17 protein-coding genes are annotated in these 22,491 nt (G+C 68.9%); 11 read left to right on the forward strand and 6 right to left on the reverse strand.

The features are described 5' to 3' along the window. Positions 1–2: 2 nt before the first annotated feature. A complete protein-coding gene (locus ACNR9O_RS01820) occupies positions 3–3,128 on the forward strand; it encodes an efflux RND transporter permease subunit (protein WP_473683492.1) in 3,126 nt (1,041 codons plus the stop codon). Here the strand turns inward: ACNR9O_RS01820 and ACNR9O_RS01825 are convergent. The 3 genes from ACNR9O_RS01825 to ACNR9O_RS01835 form a co-directional block, all read right to left on the reverse strand. Continuing rightward, positions 3,086–3,559 carry a GNAT family N-acetyltransferase gene (locus tag ACNR9O_RS01825; RefSeq protein ID WP_473683490.1) on the reverse strand — a complete coding sequence of 158 codons (474 nt, stop codon included), beginning with the start codon at positions 3,557–3,559 and terminating at the stop codon, positions 3,086–3,088. The two genes, ACNR9O_RS01820 and ACNR9O_RS01825, sit on opposite strands and share 43 nt — an antisense overlap. 138 nt (positions 3,560–3,697) lie before the next feature. Beyond that, positions 3,698–5,473 (reverse strand): acyl-CoA dehydrogenase C-terminal domain-containing protein, encoded by a 1,776-nt coding sequence (locus ACNR9O_RS01830; protein ID WP_473683488.1) that lies wholly within the window; start codon positions 5,471–5,473, stop codon positions 3,698–3,700. A 38-nt stretch (positions 5,474–5,511) separates the two neighbouring features. Further along, positions 5,512–5,994 carry a hypothetical protein gene (locus ACNR9O_RS01835; RefSeq protein ID WP_473683486.1) on the reverse strand — a complete coding sequence of 161 codons (483 nt, stop codon included), beginning with the start codon at positions 5,992–5,994 and terminating at the stop codon, positions 5,512–5,514. A 172-nt stretch (positions 5,995–6,166) separates the two neighbouring features. Here ACNR9O_RS01835 and ACNR9O_RS01840 point away from each other — a divergent pair, with 172 nt between their 5' ends. From ACNR9O_RS01840 to ACNR9O_RS01875, 8 genes are all read left to right on the forward strand, one after another. Then, entirely contained in the window at positions 6,167–6,634 is a 468-nt protein-coding gene (locus ACNR9O_RS01840) for an SET domain-containing protein (protein WP_473683484.1), read from the forward strand. 195 nt (positions 6,635–6,829) lie between these two features. After that, positions 6,830–7,315: an RDD family protein gene (locus ACNR9O_RS01845; RefSeq protein ID WP_473683482.1), complete on the forward strand. Its 486-nt coding sequence runs from the start codon at positions 6,830–6,832 to the stop codon at positions 7,313–7,315. Then, a complete protein-coding gene (locus tag ACNR9O_RS01850; RefSeq protein WP_473683480.1) occupies positions 7,315–7,995 on the forward strand; it encodes an RDD family protein in 681 nt (226 codons plus the stop codon). Before ACNR9O_RS01845 ends, ACNR9O_RS01850 begins: the two co-directional genes overlap by 1 nt. Beyond that, on the forward strand, positions 7,992–8,984 hold the full coding sequence (locus tag ACNR9O_RS01855; RefSeq protein WP_473683478.1) for a stage II sporulation protein M: 993 nt from the start codon (positions 7,992–7,994) through the stop codon (positions 8,982–8,984). Before ACNR9O_RS01850 ends, ACNR9O_RS01855 begins: the two co-directional genes overlap by 4 nt. Then, positions 8,974–10,497 (forward strand): hypothetical protein, encoded by a 1,524-nt coding sequence (locus ACNR9O_RS01860; protein ID WP_473683476.1) that lies wholly within the window; start codon positions 8,974–8,976, stop codon positions 10,495–10,497. The genes ACNR9O_RS01855 and ACNR9O_RS01860 overlap by 11 nt, the downstream gene beginning before the upstream one ends. Next, a complete protein-coding gene (locus tag ACNR9O_RS01865) occupies positions 10,494–11,609 on the forward strand; it encodes a hypothetical protein (RefSeq protein WP_473683474.1) in 1,116 nt (371 codons plus the stop codon). Before ACNR9O_RS01860 ends, ACNR9O_RS01865 begins: the two co-directional genes overlap by 4 nt. Next, entirely contained in the window at positions 11,606–12,619 is a 1,014-nt protein-coding gene (locus tag ACNR9O_RS01870) for an AAA family ATPase (RefSeq protein ID WP_473683472.1), read from the forward strand. Before ACNR9O_RS01865 ends, ACNR9O_RS01870 begins: the two co-directional genes overlap by 4 nt. Further along, the gene (locus ACNR9O_RS01875; protein WP_473700737.1) at positions 12,619–13,926 is read left to right on the forward strand and encodes a DUF58 domain-containing protein; all 1,308 of its coding nucleotides are present in this window, start codon (positions 12,619–12,621) and stop codon (positions 13,924–13,926) included. Before ACNR9O_RS01870 ends, ACNR9O_RS01875 begins: the two co-directional genes overlap by 1 nt. An 8-nt stretch (positions 13,927–13,934) precedes the next feature. Here ACNR9O_RS01875 and ACNR9O_RS01880 read toward each other — a convergent pair whose 3' ends face one another. After that, positions 13,935–14,441: a GreA/GreB family elongation factor gene (locus ACNR9O_RS01880; RefSeq protein ID WP_473683468.1), complete on the reverse strand. Its 507-nt coding sequence runs from the start codon at positions 14,439–14,441 to the stop codon at positions 13,935–13,937. Between the two features lie 102 nt (positions 14,442–14,543). Continuing rightward, a complete protein-coding gene (fusA, locus tag ACNR9O_RS01885; RefSeq protein WP_473683465.1) occupies positions 14,544–16,583 on the reverse strand; it encodes an elongation factor G in 2,040 nt (679 codons plus the stop codon). A 238-nt stretch (positions 16,584–16,821) separates the two neighbouring features. Between fusA and ACNR9O_RS01890 the strand changes: the two genes are divergently transcribed. Both ACNR9O_RS01890 and ACNR9O_RS01895 read left to right on the forward strand, forming a co-directional pair. Beyond that, positions 16,822–17,865: a hypothetical protein gene (locus ACNR9O_RS01890; RefSeq protein ID WP_473683463.1), complete on the forward strand. Its 1,044-nt coding sequence runs from the start codon at positions 16,822–16,824 to the stop codon at positions 17,863–17,865. Positions 17,866–17,928: 63 nt separating this feature from the next. After that, a complete protein-coding gene (locus ACNR9O_RS01895; RefSeq protein WP_473683461.1) occupies positions 17,929–19,872 on the forward strand; it encodes a hypothetical protein in 1,944 nt (647 codons plus the stop codon). Between the two features lie 60 nt (positions 19,873–19,932). On the opposite strand, the gene ACNR9O_RS01900 is transcribed toward ACNR9O_RS01895, so the two are convergent. Continuing rightward, on the reverse strand, positions 19,933–22,353 hold the full coding sequence (locus ACNR9O_RS01900) for a TonB-dependent receptor plug domain-containing protein (RefSeq protein WP_473683459.1): 2,421 nt from the start codon (positions 22,351–22,353) through the stop codon (positions 19,933–19,935). Between the last annotated feature and the right edge of the window lie 138 nt (positions 22,354–22,491).

The raw sequence follows: 22,491 nt of genomic DNA on the forward strand, positions 1-22,491 counted from the left end.
CCATGCTGACTTTCATCGTCCGCGGCGCCTTGCGCCATCCGTGGTGGATCGCGTTGTTTGCCGCGCTGCTCCTGACCGTCGGCATCGTCCAGCTGCGCAGCGCGCGCTATGACGTCTTCCCCGAATTCGTTCCGGCCCAGCTCACCATCCAGGTCGAAGCGCCTGGGTTCACCGCGCTGCAGGTGGAGCAGCGCGTGACGCAGTCCATCGAGAACGCCGTCAACGGCGGCACCGATGTGGACACGGTGCGGTCGCAATCCATCCAGGGCCTGGCGGTGGTCACGGTGGTGTTCAAGGAAGGCAGTGATCCCTTCCGCGATCGCCAGCTGCTGGCCGAGCGCGTCACCGAAGCCGCCGCGCGCCTGCCGCAGGGCGTGCAGGCACCGGTGCTCAGTCCCATGGTGTCGTCCACCATGGACCTGCTGAAGTTCGGCCTGGTCAGCGACCGGCTCGATCCGCTGGCGCTGCGTTCGCTCGCCGACTGGACGGTGAAGCCGCGCCTGCTCGCGGTGGCTGGCGTGGCCGATGTCACCGTGTTCGGCGGTGGCGTGCGCGAGTGGCAGGTGCGCGTGCATCCGGACCGCCTCGCCGCGTTCGGGCTCACGCTGGAAGACGTGCGCGCGGCCGCCGCTGCGGCCAGTGGCGTGCGCGGCGCCGGCTACGTCGACACACCCGCGCAGCGCGTGGTGCTGGAGGCCGACGGCACGCTCGCCGATCCGGCCCAGCTCGGCCGCGCCATCATCACGCAGCACGCTGGTCGCAATGTCACGCTGGCTGACGTGGCGGAGGTGGCCGAGCATGCGGCACCGGCGTTCGGCGATGCGCGCATCATGGGCCGCCCCGGCGTGCTGGTGGCGCTCAACAGCCAGTACGGCGCCAATACGCTGGAAGTGACCCGCGCGGTCGAAGCCGCGCTGGCCGGGCTCAAGCCCATGCTCGATACGCAGGGCGTGACGCTGGTGTCGTCGCTGCACCGGCCGGCGACCTTCGTCGAGGTCGCGCTGGCGAACATGCGTGGCGCGCTGTTGCTCGGCGCGGCGCTGGTGCTGGCGGTGCTGGTGCTGTTCCTGCGCGACTGGCGCACCGCGCTGATCTCGTTCCTGAGCATTCCGCTGTCGCTCGCGGTGGCGGTGCTGGCGTTTCCCTGGTTCGGCTGGACCATCAACACGATGACCCTGGGCGGCCTCGCCGTGGCACTGGGCGTGGTCGTGGACGACGCGATCATCGACGTGGAGAACATCACGCGCCGGTTGCGCCGCGCCGACGCTGCGGCATCGCGGGCGGAGGTCGTCCTCGACGCCTCGCTGGAAGTGCGCCGGCCGGTGGTGCTGGCCACGCTGGTGGTTGGCCTGGTGTTCCTGCCGATCCTGTTGTTGCCCGGTTTGCAGGGCAGCTTCTTCGCGCCGCTGGCGGGGGCTTTCCTGCTGGCGACTTTCGCCTCGCTGCTGGTGGCGCTGACGGTGACGCCCGCCTTGTGCTGGCTGCTGCTGCGCAGCGGCGGCGGCCATCGCGAGCCGCGCTGGCTCAAGCGCGTGAAGCGAATGCAGCATCGGTTGCTCGAACGCGTCCTGCTGCACGGTCGCGCATTGCTGATCGGCGCCTTGTTGCTCGGTGCGATGGCGGTGGCGGCATTGCCGTTCTTCGGCGCGTCGCTGCTGCCGGAGTTCCGCGAAGGTCATTTCGTGATCCAGCTGCTTGGGCCCAGCGGCACCTCCATCGGCGAGATGACGCGCATCGGCGAGCACATCAGTAAGGACGTGCTGGCCGTGCGGGGGGTGGCGACGGTGTCGCAGCAGGTCGGTCGCGCCGAGATGGTGCAGGATACCTGGCCGCCCAATCAGAGCGAGTTGCACGTTGAGCTGAAACCGGGGCTGGGGGCGGCCGATCAGGCACGCGTCGAGGAAGCGCTCAAACGCGTGATCGACGGCTATCCCGGCTTCAGCGGCGAGGTGGTGACCTTCCTGGGCGACCGCATCGGCGAATCGCTGTCGGGCGAAACGGCACCGGTGACGATCAGCATCTACGGCAACGACCTGGACACGCTCGACCAGCTCGCGACGCGGGTTGCCCAGACGGTGCGGCAGGTGCCTGGCGCGGGCAGCGTGCGCTTGTCGGATGCGCCGACGGTGCCGACGCTACGCATTGCGCCGCGCGCGGATCGCCTCGCGGCCTACGGCCTGCGCATGACCGACGTGCTGGATGCGGTGGCCGCCGCGCATCAGGGCGTAGTCGCGGGCGAGGTTTTCGACGGCATGCAGCCGATCGCTATCCGCCTGCAGCTCGATCCGTCCACGCAGCAGGACCCCGAGGCCGCAGGCGAGCTTCTGCTGCGCAGCCAGGCCGGCCGCAGCGTGCCGTTGTCCGCCGTAGCCGATACCGATCTGCTGGAGGGCCGCGCCAATGTGCTGCATGAAGGCGGGCGCCGACGGCTGGTGCTGGCGGTGCATCCGGTGGCCGCCGACGTGGTCGGTTTCGTCGCTCAGGCGCAGGCGGCCCTGACCAGGGACGTGGCACTGCCGGCGGGCTATTACCTGGAATTCGGCGGCGCAGCCGCCGGCGCCACCCAGGCACGGCACGACCTGCTGCTGCATAGCAGCCTGGCCGGCATCGGCATCATCGCCTTGCTGCTGGCGGCCTTCCCCGAGCGTCGCAGCGTGGCGCTGATCCTTGCCAACGTGCCGTTCGCCCTGGTCGGCGGCGTGATCGCGGCGGGTCTGGCAGGCGGCGTGCTGTCGATCGGCGCACTCGTAGGATTCGTCACGCTGTTCGGCATTTCTGCGCGCAACACCATCATGCTGATTTCCCACTACGAACACCTGGTGCATGCGGAAGGTGCGCACTGGAACCGTTTCACCGTACTGCGCGGTGCGCGCGAGCGACTCACGCCGATCGTGATGACCGCGCTGGTGACCGCGCTTGGCCTGTTGCCGCTGGCGCTGGGCAACGGCGAGCCTGGACGCGAGGTGGAAGGGCCGATGGCGATCGTGATCCTGGGCGGCCTGGCCAGTTCCACGCTGCTCAATCTGCTGGTGCTGCCGGCGCTGGCCGGACGCTATCTGCGCCTGGGCCAGGCACCTGGCGACGCTCAGCGCACCGGCTTGGCCAGGCGCAGCAGATCGGCGCCGTAGCCTGCTTCCTCGTAGATCTTCCGCGCGCGCTCGTTGCCGGGAAACACCGCCATCGTGACCAGGTGGCAGCGATGCTCGCGCGCCCACGCCTCGGCGTGATCGAGCAGCGCGCGGCCCACGCCTTTGCCTTCGTGCGATTGCGCCACGGCGAGGTCGGAGATGTGGCAATTGATACGCCCGGTGAAGTAGTCCTGCGTCTTCTGCAGGTGGATGAACCCCACGGCCGCGCCATCGTCGTCCTCGGCGACGAACAGGAAGCTGTTGGCGGGTTGTTCCTCCAGATGCCGCGACAGGTCTTTGCGGATGCCGTCGATGCACTCGTGACGCTTGCGCCACGCGGGCAGATGGAAGTCGACGAAGCGGGGTACCAGGCCGAGGATGAAGTCGTCGTCGTCTTCGGCGAGACGGATCAGGAACGTCGGGTCGCTCATGCGAGTGGGTGTGCTTGGGAACCGGCTTCCGGTTCTACACCCGCGGCGAGGGGCAGGGAAGTCCCGCCGGGCTCGGGCGAATCCAAAAAAGAAAAGCCCGGCCGTCGAGCCGGGCTTTTCCCTTTGCGAGAGCATGGCTCAGGCGATGGCCGGCAACGTCTCCACACCCGCTTCGATCGCCGCCTTGTGCATCAGGCAGCGCGGCAGCATGCGGGCGAAGTAGAACGCCGCGGTGTCGCGCTTGGCCTGCTTGAACGCTTCGGACTGGCTGCTGGCGTTGGCGGCGGCGACACTGCGTGCCCACAGATAGGCCAGGGTGGCGTAGCCGGAGTAGTAGAGGTAATCGTTGGCGGCACCGCCCAGCTCCTCGGGATGGCCGGCCACGCGCGCGGCAAGCTTCTGGGTCAGTTCGCCCCACTCCTTGGCGACGTTCGCCAACGGCGCGAGCAACGAAGCCAGCGCGGCATCCTGTGCGTGCTGCTGGCAGAACGCCTGGATTTCCTTGAGGAACAGCTTGAGGCCCGCGCCCTGCAGCTGGAGGATCTTGCGGCCCAGCAGATCAGCCGCCTGGATGCCGGTGGTGCCTTCGTACAGGGTGATGATGCGGGCATCGCGCACGAACTGCTCCACACCGCTCTCCACGATGTAGCCGTGGCCGCCGTACACCTGCAGGGCTTCCTTGGTCGCTTCCTGGGCCAGCTCGGTGACCAGGCCCTTGGCGATCGGAATCAGGAAAGCGACGAGGTCGCTGGCGTTCTTGCGCGCGGCTTCGTCGGTGGCGCGGGCTTCCACGTCGGTCTGCAGCGAGGTGTACAGCAGCAGTGCGCGCGAGCCTTCCACGATGGCGCGCTGGGTCAGCAGCATGCGGCGCACGTCCGGCTGCACCAGCAGGTTGTCGGCCGGCTTGTCGGGGAATTTCGGGCCCGACAGCGAGCGACCCTGCAGGCGCTCGCGCGCATAGTTGGCGCTGTTCTGCAGCGCGCGCTCGGACAGCGCCAGACCCTGCACACCCACGCCCAGGCGCGCCGCGTTCATCATGGTGAACATCGCGGCCAGGCCCTTGTGCGGCTGGCCGATCAGATAGCCCTCGGCGCCGTCGAAATTCATCACGCAGGTGGCCGAACCGCGCAGGCCCATCTTGTGTTCGATGTTGCTGGCCACGACGGTATTGCGCGCGCCCAGGGAGCCGTCCGCGTTCACCTTGAACTTCGGCACGATGAACATCGAGATGCCGCGGCTGCCGGCCGGCGCGTCGGGCAGGCGAGCCAGCACGAGGTGGATGATGTTGTCGGCCAGGTCGTGCTCGCCGGCGCTGATGAAGATCTTGGTGCCGGTGATCTTCCAGGCACCGTTCTCGCCCGGCTCGGCGCGGGTCTTGAGCAGGCCAAGGTCGGAGCCGGCCTGCGGTTCGGTCAGGCACATGGTGCCGGTCCAGCGACCTTCCACGATGGGCTTGAGGTAGGTGTCCTGCTGTTCCTTGGTGCCGTGCAACTCCATCGCGTGGCAGGCGCCTTCAGACAGCAGCGGATACAGGCTCCACGACAGGTTGCCGGCCTGGAAGATCTCGGTGGTGGCCGTGCCGATCGTGTTGGGCAGGGCCTGGCCGCCGAAGTGCTCGGCCTGGGTGAGCCCGGTCCAGCCGCCCTCGGCGAAGGCCTTGAAGGCCTCCTTGAAGCCCTTCGGCGTGGTGACCGTCTGAGTGGCCTTGTCGTACTTGCAGCCTTCTTCGTCGCCGCTGGCGTTGAACGGAGCCAGCAGCGCCTCGCTGAGGCGACCGGCTTCTTCGAGTACCGCGTCGAGCAGATCGCGCGTATGGCCTTCGCCGCCCTGCAGCTGGGTCAGGATCGCTTCCGCGCCCAGCACGTCGTAGAGGGCGAAGCGCAGATCGTCGAGGGGAGCCTTGTAGATGGTCATATGCGAAATTCCTGCTGAGAAGGATGAAAGGCGCGGGTTCAGCGCCAGGTGTTGGGGATGCCCGGCACCGGCGAGAGCCAGTCGTTGCCGTGGAATTCGAAGTCGCGTGGCTGGTCTTCCTGCTCCGGCTTGGCGCTGGCGCGGCCGGTGATGCCGTATGGCACCGAGCCGCTGCTGCCCTTGGCGGCGGCCGCGGCCAGGGCCTGGCTCATCTCCCGCGTGGGCAGCACGTTGATCCGGGTGATGTCGCCGGCAAAGGCGGGGATATCCAGGTCGAAGCTGGCGTGCAGGCGCACCGGCACCAGCTCGGCCAGCTTCAGTTCGCCGTCGATCGCGCGGAAATTCATGCCGCCATAGCTGTTGTTCTGGATGCGCACGGTCAGCTGCCACTGCCCGTCGGGGCGCACGGCCATCTCCTGGATGCTGACCGAAGGCGGGAACACGCTCTTGCGCGGTGGCCCGCAGGCGACCAGGCCAAGGGCGAGCACGACAGGGATCAAGCGGCACAGCCGACGGAACATGGCTCCTCCAAACGATCGTTTGAATGACGATTCTAACCACGGGAAAGGGGGAACGGGGAAGCGGGGGCGCACCATGGTGGAAAAAGCCGGAAAGGGCGCGGCCGCTCCCCCGCGATTCCACCGTCACGCGGAAAGAGGCATCATCGACGTTTTACCCAAGGCAGGTCCCCGCATGTCACGTCGTTTCGTCGCGCGCCGCTCCCCCATCCACGGCAATGGCGTGTTCGCCACCGCGCCGATCAAGAAGGGCGAGGAGATCATCGAGTACAAGGGCACGCTGATGACCCACGGGGAAGCCGACGTGATGTACGGCGACGGCGGCGAGACGGGCCACACCTTCCTGTTCACGCTCAACGACGATTACCTGATCGACGCCAACCGCAAGGGCAACACCGCGCGCTGGATCAATCACAGCTGCGATCCGAACTGCCAGGCGCTGGTGATCGAGGCCGAGGACGGCAACCCGCGCAAGGACAAGGTGGTGATCGAGGCCATCCGCAACATCAAGCCGGGCGAAGAGCTGACCTACGACTACGGCATCACCCTCGACGTGCCCCACACCGCCCGCCTGAAAAAGGTGTGGAAGTGCTTGTGCGGCTCGCCCAAGTGCATCGGTACGCTGCTCAAGCCCAAGCGCTGAACCGGCGGCGGGCGGAGATGCCGCCGCTGTCATGAAACCTCCATGTAACGACATGCGGCCGCTCCGTCAGAAGCGGCCGCATGCGTTTGCGCGCCTGTTTCCCGGCAGGGCCTGCCCCATTCCGTAAGAATCGCCCCTATACTCCAGACTCGGTGCCCGTCATGGGGGCCGGCACCTTTTCACAAGGACGAGAAGATGGAAAAGGAACAAAACTGGTACGCCGCGCCTCAAGCGGCGGTGGCCGACGTCGGGGGGATGTCGGCGGACGATCTGGAAGCGCGCAAGGCGTCGCGCGGACAGCGGCTCGGCGCCGCCATCCTCGATGGCCTGATCGTGGGCATCGGCGCGGGTATCGCCGGCTACGGGGTCGACAACAACAAGCTGGTCGTCGTCATCGGCGTGCTGATCTTCCTGGCGGCGGTGGTGGGCAACTGCGTCTTGCTGCATCAAAACGGCCAGACCATCGGCAAGCGTACGCTGGGCATCAAGATCGTGCGTTCCAACGGCGACCGCATCGGGCTGGGCCGCATCATCGGCATGCGCATCATCCCCGTGGGCATCCTCGGCGCGATCCCTTACATCGGTGGCCTGGTCTCGCTGGTCGACTCGTTGCTGATCTTCAACAACGAGCGCCGCTGCCTCCACGACATGATCGCGGACACCATCGTCATCAACGACTGATGCTGGACACCATCCGGCAGATCGAAACGCCCGAAGGCGTGTTCCTGCGCCTGCGCGCGGCCGGTGCGTTGCCGCGTGCGCAGGCGTGGACGATCGACCTGGTGCTGCGCATGGTGGTGTTCTGGCTGGCGATGATCCCGCTGACGTTCCTGGGACGGGCCGGCATGGGCGTCGGCGCGCTGCTGATGTTCGTGCTGATGTGGGCCTATGCGGTGGTGTGCGAGGTGTGGTTCGGCGGACAGACCCTGGGCAAGCGCGCGATGGGGCTGCGCGTGGTCAGCGCCGATGGCGCGCCGATCACCCTGGTGCCGTCGGTGCTGCGCAACCTGCTGCGCGTGGTGGACATGCTGCCGGGCGTCTATGCGGTAGGACTGGCCAGCACGCTGATCGATCCCTATGCGCGGCGCCTCGGCGACATCATCGCGGGGACCCTGGTGATCCATGGCGGCGAACTGCCCGCCGGCAGCATGGTGCCCGCGGCGCCGGCGCTCGCGCCGCCGCCGGGCCTGGCGGCGGAAGAGCAGGCGCTGATCGTGGAGTTCGCCGAGCGTTGCCCGCAGCTCACCCCGCAGCGCCAGCAGGAGCTGGCCGACCTGCTGCAGCCGTTGACCGGTTGCCGCGGCGAAGAAGGCGTCAGGCGCCTGCTCGGTTATGCCAACTGGCTGCTGGGGCGTCCATGAAACAGGAACGCTTCGTTGCCCTTCATCGCGCATCCTGGGACGAGCTGCAGCACTGGCTCGATCGCGCCGACAAGCAGCCAGGCCGGTTCATGCGCGATGCGCAGGCGGCCACGTTTCCGGTGGCGTACCGGCGTCTGTGCCATCACCTGGCGCTGGCCCGGGCGCGTGGCTACAGCCGCGAAGTCACCGATCGGCTGCAGCGGATGGTGCAGCAAGGCCATCGCCTGCTGTACCGGCCGCCGGCACCGCGCTGGCATCGCGCGCTGGCATTCCTGGTTTCCGGTTTTCCGCGGCTGGTGCGCGCCGAATGGCGCTGCATGGCGGCAGCTGCGGCGCTGTTCCTGTTGCCGGCGCTGATCTGCCTGATCGCCCTGCAGCTGCGCCCGGAGTGGGCGCATTCGCTGTTCGGCAGCGCCAAGCTGGCGGAGTTCGAGCAGATGTACGACCCGGCCAACGACCGCATCGGCCGCAGCAGCGGCACCGACCTGGCGATGTTCGGCCACTACGTGTTCAACAACGTCACCATCGCGTTCCGCACATTCGCTTCCGGCCTGGTGTTCGGGGTCGGCGCGATCTATGTGCTCGCCGCCAACGGCGTGATCATCGGCGGCATCGCCGGGCATCTGACCCAGATGGGTTATGGCGGCCCGTTCTGGCGCTTCGTCGCGGCGCATGCCGCGTTCGAGCTGACCGCGCTGGTGATCGCCGGCGGCGCAGGGCTCAAGTTGGGTCTTACGTTGCTGGCGCCCGGCCGGCAACGACGCGGGCCGGCCATGGTCGCCGCCGGCTGGGTCGGCGCGCAGCTTGCGCTGGGGGCGTTCGCGATGCTGGTGATCGCCGCGGCGATCGAAGCGTTCTGGTCGTCGATCGCATCGTTTTCCGACTCGCTGAAGTTCGGCAGCGCGGCTCTGCTGTGGCTGCTCGTGCTGGTGTGGCTGTGGCGCGGCGGCGCGCGCGTCCCGGTGGCGGAGGGCGGCGATGGAACTTGAAAGCATCACCGTCGCCCTGCGCCCGCGCACCGCGCGCGAGGCGATGGATCTCGGCGCGGCCATGCTGCGCGCGCATGCGCGCGCAGTGTGGACGGCGTGGTTCGTGTTCAGTCTGCCGGTCGCGGTCGTGTGCATCGGCGCCGGCTGGCTGCTGGACCTGCCATGGCTGAGCACGCTGCTGATCTGGTGGCTGCTGCCACTGTTCGATCGCGTGCCGCTGTACGTGCTCGCACGCGCGGTGTTCGAGCGCGCGCCAAGCTGGCGCGAGACGCTGCGAGGCCAGCGGCAATGGCCGTGGGCTGGCACGCTGGCCTCGATCACCTGGCGTCGTATCGACAGCCATCGTGCGCTGCGCTTGCCGATGGAACTGCTCGAAGGCCTGCCGCGCGCGCAGCGCGGCGAGCGCTGGCGCGTGCTGCGGCGGCCGATCGGCTCCGATGCCTCGGTGCTCGCGTTCGGCTGCTTGGAGCTGTCCGTGGTGCTGTTCGCCAGCGTGTTCCTGTTCGCGCTGCTGTTCATTCCGCGCGAGCTGATGCCCGACTGGCTGAGCGATGGCCCGCTGCCCTCGGGCGTGCGCCGCTCGCTGGCGCTCAGCGGCACGCTATGCGCCAGCGTGGCCTATCTGGCCTGGAGCGTGATCGAGCCGCTGCATGTCGCCGCGGGTTTCGCGCTGTACCTCAATCGGCGCACCCAGCTCGAAGCCTGGGACGTGGATCTGGGTTTTCGCCGCCTGCGCAGCCGCTGGCTCGGCGCTGGCCGAATGACGGCGCTGTGGCTGGCGCTGCTGGTCTGCGCGCTGCCGCCGCAGGCATCGGCGCAGCAGGCCAAGGATGAGCCGGTGCGCGTCGAGCATGTATTCGATGCGCCGGTCTCGGCCGAGGACAAGCGTTTCGCCGAAGCGGCTGCCGAGGCTTATCGCGACCCGCGTTTCGGCGGCGAGCACAAGGAGCGCAGCTGGGCCTTGCGTGAGCGCTTCCAGCCCAAGGAGCCGCCGGTGACCCGGGGGAGCATGCCGCTGGAAGGCATCGGCAATGGCGTCGCGATCGGCGTGAAGGGCTTGCTCGTGCTGTTGCTGATCGGCCTGGCCATCGTGATCGGTCTCTACATCTACCGGCACGTGCGCCTCCCGGTACGCGCCCCGCGCGAACGCCACGAGGCCAAGCTGCAAACCCATCTGGAAACCATCGATACGGAAGAGCGCCTTCCCGACGATCTGGCCGCGGCCACGCGTCGCCTGTGGCAGGGCGGGCGTCCTCGCGAGGCGTTGGCGCTGCTGTACCGCGGTTGCGTGGAACAGGTGGCCGCCGCGTTGCAGATCGAACTGCCGCCGGATGCCACCGAGGCCGACTGCCTGCGCGGTGCGCGCCGCCTGGACGATGCGCAGCGGCAACGTCGCGCCGTGGCCATCGTGCGCGCCTGGCAGTACGCGGCCTACGCGGACCGCTATCCGCGCGAGGAAGAATTCGAACAGCTGCTGGCCGGCTGGCCCGCGCAGCGCGAGAGCGTCGCATGAGCCGCGTACCTGCCAGCGTGCTGGTCTTGCTGGGATTGGCGCTGCTGGCGGTGGCGGGCTTCTTCGTGCTGTTCGAGCGCAAGGACGTCACGGTGCAGCAGCCGGCGCGCGGCGAGGCTCGCTACAACCGCTTCCTCGCGCTGCAGCGCACGCTGCAGAAGCTGGACGTCCCGGCCAGTTCGATCGCCACGCTGACGCCGGAGCGCGTGCCGCTGGGCAGCAGCGACACGCTGGTACTCGGCGCTGGCCTGGAGCGTATCGATACCGATACCGCCGCGCGCATTGCCGAGTGGGTCGGCGGCGGCGGTCATCTGGTGTTGTCGCCGGGCACCGCCGATGACGCGGCGCATACGCCGCTGCTCGAAGCGCTCGATCTCCTGCAGCCGCGCAGCGTCGATGGTCACGGTTGTACGCGGGTGTCCACCGAAGGCAGCAAGCCCGACGATTTCGAGCTGTGCGGCGCGCGCTTCCTGCTCAAGGATGAAGCGGCCGAAACCCTCGACGCATGGATCGGCGATGCCCGTGAGGGTTATGCCTTCGCTCGCCTCACCTATGGCGATGGCCAGGTCAGCCTGCTGTCCGATCTCACGCCGCTGTCGTACGGCGAGCTGAAAGACACGACGGCGCAGCGATTCGTGCTGCGCCTGCTTGCGCCGCACGAACGGGAAGGGCATGTCTGGCTGTTGTATGCGCTGGACGGACCGTCGTTCTGGCTGGCGCTGTTCACTCGCGGCTGGCCCGCGCTGCTGGCGTTCGCCGTATTGCTGCTGGCCTGGATGGCGCGGCGCGGCGAGCGGCTGGGGCCGCTGATGCCGGCGCCGCCGCTGCAACGTCGCGCGCTGCTCGAACACGTGCAGGCCGCCGGCGAATTCCTTTACCGCCGCGACGGCGGGCTCGGCCTGCACGGGCTCGCCTGCCGCGCCACGCTGGCACGCGCGCGCCGCCAGGACCCGGCCTGCGCCGGGCTGGACGACGAGGCGCTGCATCAGCGCCTGGCCGAGCGGCATGGCCTCGATCCCGCGCAGGTGGCGCGGGCCTTCCAGTTACCCGCCAACGCGACCGCGTTCCGCGACAGCATCGCCACTCTGGCCCGACTCAGGAGCCGCCCATGACGACCGATTCTCCCTCTCCCGCCCTCGCACCCGAGCCGGCCGCGCCCGTGCCGCCGTTTCCCGAGCTGGTAGCGCGCATCGCCGCGCTGCGCGAACAGGTCGCGCGTGCCTTCATCGGCCAGGAGCAGGTGTTCGACGACGTGCTGCTGGCCTTCCTCGCCGGTGGCCACGTGCTGATCGAAGGCGTGCCCGGCCTGGGCAAGACCCTGCTGGTACGCGCGCTCGCCGCGGCGGTGAGCTGCAGCTTCGGCCGCGTGCAGTTCACGCCGGACCTGATGCCCACCGACGTCACCGGCCACGCGATCTACGACCCCAAGGCCGAGCGCTTCCAGATCCGCCGCGGCCCGGTGTTCGCCAACCTGCTGCTGGCCGACGAGATCAACCGCGCGCCGGCCAAGACCCAGGCGGCGCTGCTCGAATGCATGCAGGAAGGGCAGGTGACCATCGAAGGCCGCCGCTTCGCGCTGCCGGCCCCGTTCATGGTGGTCGCCACGCAGAACCCGATCGAGCAGGAGGGCACCTACCCGCTGCCGGAGGCGCAGCTGGATCGCTTCCTGATCAAGGTACTGATCGACTATCCGTCCCTGGACGACGAGACGCGCATGGTCGGCGAGGTACTGAACGGGCGCGTCGCGGCTGACCTGGACGTATCGCGCGTGCATCCCGTGCTCAGCCAGCCGGAACTGCTGGCTCTGCAGCAGGGTGTGGCGGAGTTGCGCGTGGACGCGGCGGTGATCGATTACGCGGTGCGCATCGCCCGCGCCACGCGGGAGTGGGCGGGCGTGCTCAGCGGCGCCGGTCCACGCGGCGGCCTGGCGCTGGTGCGCCTGGCACGCGCGCAGGCGGTGCTGGAACAGCGCGACTTCGTGACGCCCGATGACGTGCGTGCGGTCGCGCTGCCGGCCTTGCGCCATCGCCTGATGCTGGCGCCGGAGGCATTGATCGAGCGCCAGCGCGCGGACGACGTGCTCAAGGCGCTGCTGCACAAGGTGGCCGCGCCGCGCCAATGATGCGTCCCGCTCCCGCGCTGTTATGGCTGCTGCTCGGCTGGACCGGGCTGGGCGCGCTGGTCGCGTTCGGCTGGCTGCCGCTGCCGGCGTGGCTGGCGTTCGCGCTGCTACTCGTCGCGCTGGTCATGTTCGATGCGTGGCGGCTGCGCGCCGAGCCCAGTCCGGGCATCGCGCGCGAACTGCCGCCGGTGGTGCCGCTGGGGCCGGAGCTGGTCGTGGCGTTGCGCCTGCGTCCGCAGGGGCGGCGCACGCTGTCGTTCGAATTGCACGACCTGCATCCGGGCGGCTGGCCGGTGCGGGGCATGCCGCGCCGGCTGGCGCTGCCGCCTGGCCGGGAACTGGCGCTGGACTACGCGCTCACTCCCACGGGCCGCGGCCAGTTCGATTTCGCCGGCAGCCATCTGCGCTTGCTCTCGCCGTGGCGGTTGTGGACGCAGCGGCGCACGGCCGGCGAACCGGCCAGCTTGCGCGTCTATCCCAACTTCGCGCCGCTGGCCCGTATGGCCGGGCTCAGCGTGGAACTGGCTTCGCGTAGCGTCGGTGCGCGCCTGCAGCGGCGACGCGGCGAGGGCACCGAGTTCCAGGAACTGCGCGATTACCGCATCGGCGACAGCCTGCGCAAGATCGACTGGAAGGCCACCGCGCGCGTGTCGCGCCTGGTCTCGCGCGAGTACCGCGATGAGCGCAACCAGCAGGTGGTGCTGCTGCTCGACTGCGGCCGCCGCATGCTGGCCCAGGATGATCGCCTGGCGCATTTCGATCACGTGCTCAACGCGTCGCTCGCGCTGGCCTACATCGCGCTGCGCCAGGGCGACGCCGTAGGCATGCTGGCCTGCGCCGGCGAAGACCGGCGCTGGTTGCCGCCGCACCAGGGCAGCGGCGGCATGGACATGCTGCTGGGCGCCGGCTACGACCTGCAGCCGCGGGCGGTCGCCACCGACTTTCTCGCCGCCGCCAGCGCGCTGCAGGAGCGGCAGCGCCGCCGCGCCTTCGTGGTGCTGGTCACCAACGTGCGTGATGAAGACGACGAAGAATTGCGCATGGCCGTGCGACTGCTGTCGCGTCGCCACCTGGTGCTGGTGGTGAGCCTGCGCGAACTGGCGCTGGACCAGGCCGCCGCCAGCGTGGACATGGAAGTGGACAGCGCGATCCGCGCCGCCGCCGCGATGGATTACCTGGCGCAGCGCGATGCCATGCACGAGGCGCTGCGCCGCGAAGGCGTGGCGATGCTGGACGTGAGCTGCCACGAACTGTCGGGCGTGCTGGTGGAGCGGTATCTGGCGGTGAAGCGGGCAGGGCGGCTCTGAAGCCCGGGTTACGTGTCGTCCTCGTAATCGATTGCCACGACCTCGACGGTCAGGTCGCCAGCCGGCCGCCGCCACGTCACCTCATCGCCCACCCGCGCGCCGATCAGCGCCTGCGCCAGCGGCGAGACGTAGCTCACCAGCCCGCGTTCCGCATCCGCTTCGTCCTCGCCGACGATGCGGTAGCGGTGCTCGCCTTCTTCGCTCGACTCCACCGTCACGCCGGCGCCGAAAGCCACGCGATCGCGCGGCTGTTGCGCGAGATCGATCTCGATCGCGGTGGTCGCGCGCGCCTTCAGCCAGCGCAACTCGCGCTCAACCGCGGCCAGCTCGCTCTGCTGCGCCAGTGCCTGGTCGCCCGCCTTGAGTTCGTCGCGCCGTCGCTGCACGGTATCGAGGCGATCGCGCAGCTGCGCCAGACCACGTGGCGTCACATAGTTCGGATGCTCGCTCAGCGGGATTTCCGGCAGCGCGTCGCCCGCGTTGTCGTCGCCATCTTTCACGAAGGCACGGCTCATGGATGTCCTCCTGCGCCCTTGGCGCGGATCATCTCCCGATGTACATGGCGATGCCGGCCGCGCGACTCAAGCCGGCGGCGCGGCCTTGGGCATCTGCGGCCGTCAGTCCTCTTCCGCCTTCGGTTTCCACGCTTCGCTGAGTTGCCGCTGCACTGGCGGCGGCACTGGCTCGTAGTGGCTGAGGTCCAGGCTGTAGCGGCCGCGACCGCCGGTGACGGCCTTCAGCTCGGTGGGATAGTCGATCAGTTCCGCCAGCGGCGCCTGGGCCTTGATCACCAGCTCGCCGCCGCGTTGCGTGTCGGTACCCAGAATGCGCGCGCGCTTGCCGGCGAGCCCGCCAGTGACATCGCCCACATTGGCTTCGGGGATGGCCACCTCCACGTCGACGATCGGCTCCAGCACGATCGGCCGCGCCTTGCCCACCGCCTCGAGGAAGGCCTTCTTGCCGGCGGCGATGAAGGCCACTTCCTTGGAGTCCACCGGATGGTACTTGCCGTCGTACACGATCACGCGCAGATCCTGCATCGGATAGCCGGCGACCGCGCCGTTCTCCATCGCCTGGCGCACGCCTTTTTCGATCGCGGGCAAGAACTGGTTGGGAATCACGCCGCCCTTCACTTCGTCGACGAATTCGAAGCCGGCGCCGCGGTCGAGCGGCTCCACGCGCAGGAAGACTTCGCCGAACTGGCCGGCGCCGCCGGTCTGCTTCTTGTGGCGGTGATGGCCGTCCGCGCGGCTGGCGATGGTTTCGCGGTAGGCCACGCGCGGCGGATGCGTCACCACCTCCACGCCGTAGCGTTCCTTCATGCGTTCGAGCATCACCTTCAGGTGCAGGTCGGAGAGGCCGCGCACCACCGTCTCGTTGAGTTCCTTGTGGTGCTCGACGCGAAAGCAGGGGTCTTCTTCGGCCAGCCGCGCCAGCGCCTGCGACAGTTTCTGTTCCTGACCCTTGTGCCTGGGCTCCAGCGCCAGGCCGAACATCGGTTGCGGGAAGCGCAGCGGCGCGAGATGGATGCGGTCTTCGTCGTGCGAGTCGTGCAGCACGGCGTCGAAATGGATCTCCTCGACCTTTGCCACTGCCGCGATGTCGCCGGGAATGGCCTGCTCGATTTCCACATGTTGCTTGCCGTTGAGGCGGAACAGGTGGCCCACTTTGAACGGCTTGCGGCCGGCATCGATGAACAGCTGCGTGTCGCGGCGGATCGTGCCTTGCCACACGCGGAACACGCCCAGTTTGCCCACGAACGGGTCGTTGACGATCTTGAAGACGTCGGCGATCGCGTGCCTGGACGGATCGGCGCTCACTTCCACCGGTTCGTCCCTCGCATTGAGGAAGGGCGGCGGATTGCCCTCGGCGGGATTCGGCAGCAGTCGTTCGGCCAGTTCCAGGAATTCGGCGATGCCCGCGCCGGTGCGCGCGCTGACGAAGCAGATCGGCACCAGGTGGCCCTCGCGCAGGCATTGCTCGAAGGCGTCGTGCAGCTGCTGCGGCGTGAGCGCGTCTTCGCCGGCGTCGAGGTAGGAGCCCATCACCGTCTCGTTGATCTCCACGACCTGGTCGAGAATGCGCTGGTGCGCGTCGGCGAGCGAGGAGATATCGGTGGCGCCATCGCGGTGAAAAAAGCAGTCGAGCACTTTCGCGCCGTCTTCCGCGGGCAGGTTGACGGGCAGGCATTCGGCGCCGAATTCTTCGCGCAGCGCGTCGACCAGGGTGTCCAGGCGCGCGACATCGGTATCGATCTTGTTGATCAGCAGTACGCGCGCGAGGCCGCGCTCTTTCGCACGCTCCATCATGCGGCGCGTACCGTATTCGATGCCGTTGGCGGCGTTGACCACGATGGCGACGGTCTCGACCGCGGTGAACGCCGACAGCGTGGCGCCGCGGAAATCCGCGTAGCCGGCGGTATCGATCAGGTTGATGTGGCAACTGGGGCGATCGATGGTGGCGACGCAGCTATCGATGGAGTGGCCGCGCGCCTTTTCCTGGCTGTCGGTATCCGATTGCGTGGTGCCGCGCTCCACCGAGCCCTGGGTCTGGATGACGCCGCCGGCGTGCAGCAAGGCCTCGAACAGGGTGGTCTTGCCGGCGCCGGCATGGCCAGCGAGCGCGATGTTGCGGATGGTTTCCGTGTTGTACGACACGATGCGACCCTCCTCTGACGGAGTGCGGTCGTCGACCTGCGGCGCCGCACGACGCCGCGCGAAGCGGCGGGCGATGGCGGGCCGTCATGGCGAGTCCGGGCGTACGGGACGCGGGGGCGGTCATGGCGGGGTACGGCGCGGGGCGCCGTGCGCATAGCCTTGAGCGAGGGGGCGGCAGGGTCAAGCTGCACCGCACGGGAAGGCCGTGCCGGGGAACCTGGAGGCGGGTGGATTTGTCTTGGATGTTCCCGCGCGGCCCATTCGCGCTCTCTGCTGCCAGGCCGTTGCCATCGAACACGCACCGCAGGTCGAACATCACCGCTGGAACGCGCCGGACGGACGCGACCGTGGCCTGGCCCCGCTGGACGGCGAAACGCGTGCGCTGCTGCATGAGCTGCGCTGGCGCCGGCCGCCGCGCGACCGGCGGCGGTTCTGGGTGGGCGCGTCACTGGCCCTGGCGGTACATCTGGTGTTCGTGGGGGTGACCTGGCGGGAGATGCTGCCGCGGCCCGGCGAGCCGCCGCCGCCGCGCCGCTCGGGCGACGCCCTGCAGGTGCGCTTCATTCCACGCAGCGTCCCGCGAGCGGCGCCGCCGCCGGTGGAGGCCGTGCCGCCTGCGCCGCCCGCACCACCGGTACCCCCGGCACGCGAGGCGCCGGCGAAGAACGCGATGACGGCCAGCCTGCCCACGTCGCAGGCCGCGCCGGCGCCGGCCACCAGCACCGCCACGGCGGCGCCGCGCCTGTTCGACGCCGACGGGCGTCCGCTGCTGCCGGAGAACCGGCCTGCGCCAGCCTCCACGGCGGGCTATGTGGAACGGGGCGTGGTCGGCGATGCGCAGGTGATGCGTCACGACAGCCCGGTGAAGTACCAGGCGACGCGCTTCGACGAGGCATGGGACAAGAGCAACTCGCTGGACAGCGCACTCAAACACGCGGTGGACAAGACCACCGTCAAGCGGACCATCACGCTCGCACCGGGCCTGCGCCTGCATTGCGGCGTCGCGTTCGCCGCGCTTTCGGGCGGCTGCGGCCTCGGCGACCCACCGTCGCCGCCATCGGCGAAGGACGGCGACGAACGCCTCAGCATGGCGCCGGCTCGTTCGCTCGCGCCACCGCCGGACCCGCCCAAGCCGCCTGGCGAAGACGAGTGCATCAAGATCTATCGCGACGGCAAGCCGTTGCCGCATGGCTGCCCGGTGGACACGCCCACCCGCGCGGTGGATGCGGAACTGCGCGAGCGCGCCGCGAAGGAAGCGAAGCAGGGCGACAGCGGCCACTGAGGCAGCCGCACCGGACTGGTCCATGGCAGCGGAACGGCGGGCCCGCCGGCTACACTGCGCGGCATGTCGTCACCTCCCCAGGAACCCTCCCGCGCGGCTCGTGCCACCGTATCGCTGCCCTCGCCGCGCGAGGCGGCTTCGCGCGCATCGGTCTACCGCAATCGCCGCAAGGAGCGTCCGCGCGACCGGCTGCTGCGCGTGCTCGGGCTGGTGGGCGCATTGCTGGTGCATCTGCTGGTGCTGTTCGGCGCGATCCTGGGGCCGGCCTATGAGCCGGTCGAGTCGGAGGCACCGAGCAGCCCACCGCTGCAGGTGCGCCTGATCGAAAAGAAAAAGGAGGAACCGCCGCCGCCGCCACCCGTGCGCGGCACGCCGCCGAAGGAAGTGGGGCCCGTGCGCAAGGCCGGCGCCGCGCCGTCGGTGGTGCGCACGCAGCGCGCCAGCAGCAGCTCGACCCGCACCGATGCGGACATTGCACCGGTGCCGGTGCCGGCGCTGGAAACGCCGGTGGTCGTGGTGAAGGCACATCCGGCCGCGCCTAAACCTGAGCCGGTCGCCGCACCGCGACCGGCCGTGACCTTGCCCAAGCCGTCGCCCGCGCCGGAGCTGCAACCGGTGCCGACCAGTGCCGAGCCGCCGCAGGTCAGCCTCGATACGCCACCCACGCCGCAGCCGGTGCCGCCGAAGTTCCAGCCCGAGCCGGTGCGCAAGGCGCAGATGGAAGGCACGCAGCCGATGCCGCCGCCGGCTTCGCTGGCGCTGCCGGACGTGCCGGCCCAGTCCGCGCCGCAGGTGAGCGCACCGACCATTGCGATGGAGCACGCCGTACCCAAGCCCACGCCGCCCAGTCCGCCGCAGGCGATCCGTGCCGAGACCGTCGCCGCGCCAAGCGAGCCGGAGCTGCAAGCCGTGCCGCTGCCGGCACAGGCGGCACCGACGGTGAATCTGCAGGCACAGTCGAGCACCAGCACGGCGGTCGTGCCGCGCGACCAGCCGCGCATCCAGGCACCGTCGATCCGCGTCGCCGAGGCCGAGCTCGAAGCCGTGCCGCTGCCGGAGAACGCGCGTCCGAGCCTGGACAAGCCGCAAGCGCCGCGCCTGGAGACGGCCGCGCCCAAGGCCGTGGCGGTCGATCAGAAACCGTCACTGGAGCGTCCGCAGCTCCAGCCCGAACCCGCCGCGGCCGAGGCGGCCAAGGCAGCCAGCCAGCAGGCCGCCGCGAATGCGGCGAGCCAGGCCGCGAGCACCGTGGCCGGCCCGAAGAGCAGCGCGTCCGCCAACGAATCGACCAGCGCCGAAAGCGGCAGAAGCAGCGCGCCGAACGCGACGCCGCAAGGCAGCGAACCGGGTACGCCGGGCGCCTCGCCCAACGGCGTGGCTTCTTCGCCGGGCGGTCCGGGCAAGAGCGGTCTCAATCTTTCGCTGCCGCCGGGCCAGGGCAACGGTCCGGGCGGCGGTTCGAGCGGCCAGGGGCAGAAGGAAGGCCTCGCGGGGGATTACGTGCAGCTGCAGCCGCGCGGCAACACCGAGATCATGGAGCACCGCGCGCCCAACATCGGCTACAAGTCCACACGCTTCGAGAAGGATTGGACGCCCGAGGGCGAAAGCTCGCTGGATACCGCGTTGCGTCACGCGGTGGAGAAGACCACCGTGCGCCACACCTTCCACCTGCCGCGCGGCGTGCGCGTGGAATGCGTGGTGATGCCGTTGTTCCCGGTGGGCCTGTTCGGCTGCGGCAACGGCGATCCGCCGCCGAAACCGGTCGACGACAAAGTCTACGAGCGCATGAAGCTGGCGCCCGCCAATCCGCTGGTGCCGCCGGCGCCGGCGGCTTCCGCGGCACCGTCCGCGCCGATCAAGCTCGACAACGCCGCGCAGTGCGCGACGGCAAAGGTGAGCGGTGGCCCGCTGCCGCCGGGCTGCGTGGACGATCGCCTGCCGGCGGGCAGTGCCGCGCCGGCGAAGGCGTCCAGCTCGTGGGTGCCGGCGAGCGATCAATTCCACTGACGGCTTCCACGAGATCCCGCATGGCTCCCTCTCTCCACCAGGGAGAGGGAGCCAGCGGGCTTACTTGAAGTTCACCGCCAGGCGAGCAAACCACGATGCGCCGTTCAAGCCGAACTGCACGGCTTCGTACTTGAAGCCGTTGTCGGTTTCGTTAGGGTCTTGCCTGGTCGGGAACTTGTCGAAGATGTTCGCGCCGCCGACGGTGAGTTTGACCTGATCATTGAAGTGATAGGTCAGGCTGACGTCGGCGGACGTCTTGTCGGCGTAGTGCTGGTTCGGCACCGGCGGACCGTCGAAGGTGCCCAGGGTCATCGGGCCGAAGTAGATGAACTTCCAGCTCGCTTCCCACGGGCCGCGCGCGTAGTCGAAGCCCAGGATGGCTTTGGAGCTGGGCGCACCGTCTTCCAGGAACAGGCGCTCGCGATCGGAGAGCAATACGTCTTCGCGGCCCTGCAGCGCGGGCGGCGCGTGGATGCGTTCGACGCGGGTGAAGCTGCGGTTGAAGCCGAAGTTGGTGCGCAGGGTGCCGCCGCCCAGGTCCATGCGGTGGCTGGCGGTAAAGTCCAGGCCCTTGGTGCGCGTGTCCACCGAGTTGACGAAGAACTGCGCCTGGCCCACGCCGAGGCGATCGAGGATCGCGCCGATATTCGGGTCGCTGGTATCGAAGCGGCCGCTCAGCACGATGCGGTCGTCGATATCGATGCGATAGCCATCCAATGTGAACTGCAGATCGTCGCGCGGCGACCAGGTGGCGCCCAGTGTGTAACTCTTCGACTTCTCTTCCTTCAGTGGCGGAATACCCGCGGCGTTGGCGATGGCGCCGCCGTTAGGCGCCAGCACCACATCCACCGGCTTGCCGCTGACGAAGTCGGTGAAGGTGGAAGAGAACCAGCGCTGCTGCAGCGACGGTGCGCGGAAGCCGGTGGAGAACGAACCGCGCAGCAGCAGCTTGTCGGTGGCGTGGAACGCCGCCGCGAGCTTGCCGGTGGTGGTGGAGCCGAAGTCGCTGTAGTGCTCGTAGCGCACCGCCGCGTCGGTGAGGAAGCGCTCGGTCCAATCCGTTTCCACGTCGGCGTAGGCGGCGTAGCTGTGGCGGCTTTGGTTGGTTTCATCGCCTGGCTGGAAGCCGGGGAAGCCCTGGCTGCCGGCGTTGCCGCCGCCAGGACCGTCGGCGTCGATGTACGAACCGGGTTCGCCGGGCTTGATGCGGTAGTTCTCGCGGCGGTATTCCGCGCCGAAGGCGACGTTGAGGCCGGCGAGGATGTCGCCGTAGTAGCGCGACAGGTCGAGGTTGGTGGTTTCCTGCTCGAACGAGAAGCCGCCGGCATGGAACCGGTTGGGGCTGATGCCGAGGCCGCCGGCGAGCAGGTCGGCATTGGCGATGGATGCGTTGAGTGTGTGGCTGATGATGTCCTGCAGCGAATTGTAGCCATAGGTCTGCGACAGGTCGGCGCGCCAGTCGCCGAAGTTGTTCCACACGCCGAGGATCGCGTAGCGGTCCTTGATCGAGCCGTTGATGTACGGCACGAAGCCGTCCGGATACATCGCGGCCGAGTTGCGCGAGGGAATATCATCCGAACCGATGCCGCCGCGCGCGAACGCGGCGGACGAGGCGGAGCGGTTCTGCACACCGCCGGTGAAATACAGGTGCGCGGATTCGGCTACCGGTACTTCGCCGTTGACGTAGAGCGTTTCGTTGTCGACCTTGGTGTCGCCGATGGTGCGCGGATCGCCCGGATCGGAGCGGTTGGAACGCCCGCGCTTCTGCCACTCGGCGGTGACGCCGACGCTGCCACCATTGTCGAAGCGGAAACCGCAATAGGCCGAGGTGAGGTAATTCTTGCCGTCGCCGCGGGTGTATTCGCCAAAGCCGGCTACGCCTTCGCAACCAGGGCTCTTCTTCAGCACGATGTTCATCACGCCGGCGATGGCGTCGGAGCCGTACTGCGCCGCGGCGCCGTCGCGCAGCACTTCCACGCGCTCGATCGCCAGCGCGGGAATCGCGTTGAGGTCGGTGCCGGTATTGCCGCGGTTGCGCGCGCCGAACAGGTTCACCAGCGCCACGCTATGGCGGCGCTTGCCGTTCTCCAGCACCAGTGTCTGGTCGGAGCCCAGCCCGCGCAGGGCGGCCGAGTCGACCAGGTCCGCATTGTCCGAACCGGTCTGCCGCACCGAAGTGAACGAAGGCACGGAGTACTGCAGGTTCTGCGCCAGATCGAACTGCGGGCTTTGCTCGGCGAGCTTCTGCATGGGAATGACGTCGACCGGCACGGGCGTTTCCGTTTCCGAGCCGCCGACGCGGCGCGAGCCGAGTACGGTGACACCTTCGAGATTGGTGGCTTTCTTTTGTTCCGCCGGCGCCGTAGCGGATGTCTGTGCCGTATCGGCAGTCTTGGCATCCTGTGCCGCCGCGGGTGCGACGAAGCCGGCCATGGCCAGCGCGATGGCCGCGCACAGCACGGTCTTGCGTGAGTAATGCATTTCACCCTCCCCGGTGAATGACGTTCCCCCCGGGAGGCGAGACTAAGCGACGGGCGTGGTAGCTGAAAACCGGTGTCGCGCACATTGTCGCGATGTCAGCTGTGCGCAAGCCTCGACGCTATTTTCACGTGCTTCATG

It is taken from the genome of Dyella sp. CR10 (genome assembly GCF_055814425.1).

What these genes read in the sequence shown, in the direction of transcription:
- ACNR9O_RS01820 (WP_473683492.1), top strand. Translation starts at nt 3, where the DNA reads ATGCTGACTTTCATCGTCCGCGGCGCCTTGCGCCATCCGTGGTGGATC.
- ACNR9O_RS01825 (WP_473683490.1), bottom strand. Translation starts at nt 3,559, where the DNA reads ATGAGCGACCCGACGTTCCTGATCCGTCTCGCCGAAGACGACGACGAC.
- ACNR9O_RS01830 (WP_473683488.1), bottom strand. Translation starts at nt 5,473, where the DNA reads ATGACCATCTACAAGGCTCCCCTCGACGATCTGCGCTTCGCCCTCTAC.
- ACNR9O_RS01835 (WP_473683486.1), bottom strand. Translation starts at nt 5,994, where the DNA reads ATGTTCCGTCGGCTGTGCCGCTTGATCCCTGTCGTGCTCGCCCTTGGC.
- ACNR9O_RS01840 (WP_473683484.1), top strand. Translation starts at nt 6,167, where the DNA reads ATGTCACGTCGTTTCGTCGCGCGCCGCTCCCCCATCCACGGCAATGGC.
- ACNR9O_RS01845 (WP_473683482.1), top strand. Translation starts at nt 6,830, where the DNA reads ATGGAAAAGGAACAAAACTGGTACGCCGCGCCTCAAGCGGCGGTGGCC.
- ACNR9O_RS01850 (WP_473683480.1), top strand. Translation starts at nt 7,315, where the DNA reads ATGCTGGACACCATCCGGCAGATCGAAACGCCCGAAGGCGTGTTCCTG.
- ACNR9O_RS01855 (WP_473683478.1), top strand. Translation starts at nt 7,992, where the DNA reads ATGAAACAGGAACGCTTCGTTGCCCTTCATCGCGCATCCTGGGACGAG.
- ACNR9O_RS01860 (WP_473683476.1), top strand. Translation starts at nt 8,974, where the DNA reads ATGGAACTTGAAAGCATCACCGTCGCCCTGCGCCCGCGCACCGCGCGC.
- ACNR9O_RS01865 (WP_473683474.1), top strand. Translation starts at nt 10,494, where the DNA reads ATGAGCCGCGTACCTGCCAGCGTGCTGGTCTTGCTGGGATTGGCGCTG.
- ACNR9O_RS01870 (WP_473683472.1), top strand. Translation starts at nt 11,606, where the DNA reads ATGACGACCGATTCTCCCTCTCCCGCCCTCGCACCCGAGCCGGCCGCG.
- ACNR9O_RS01875 (WP_473700737.1), top strand. Translation starts at nt 12,619, where the DNA reads ATGCGTCCCGCTCCCGCGCTGTTATGGCTGCTGCTCGGCTGGACCGGG.
- ACNR9O_RS01880 (WP_473683468.1), bottom strand. Translation starts at nt 14,441, where the DNA reads ATGAGCCGTGCCTTCGTGAAAGATGGCGACGACAACGCGGGCGACGCG.
- ACNR9O_RS01895 (WP_473683461.1), top strand. Translation starts at nt 17,929, where the DNA reads ATGTCGTCACCTCCCCAGGAACCCTCCCGCGCGGCTCGTGCCACCGTA.
- ACNR9O_RS01900 (WP_473683459.1), bottom strand. Translation starts at nt 22,353, where the DNA reads ATGCATTACTCACGCAAGACCGTGCTGTGCGCGGCCATCGCGCTGGCC.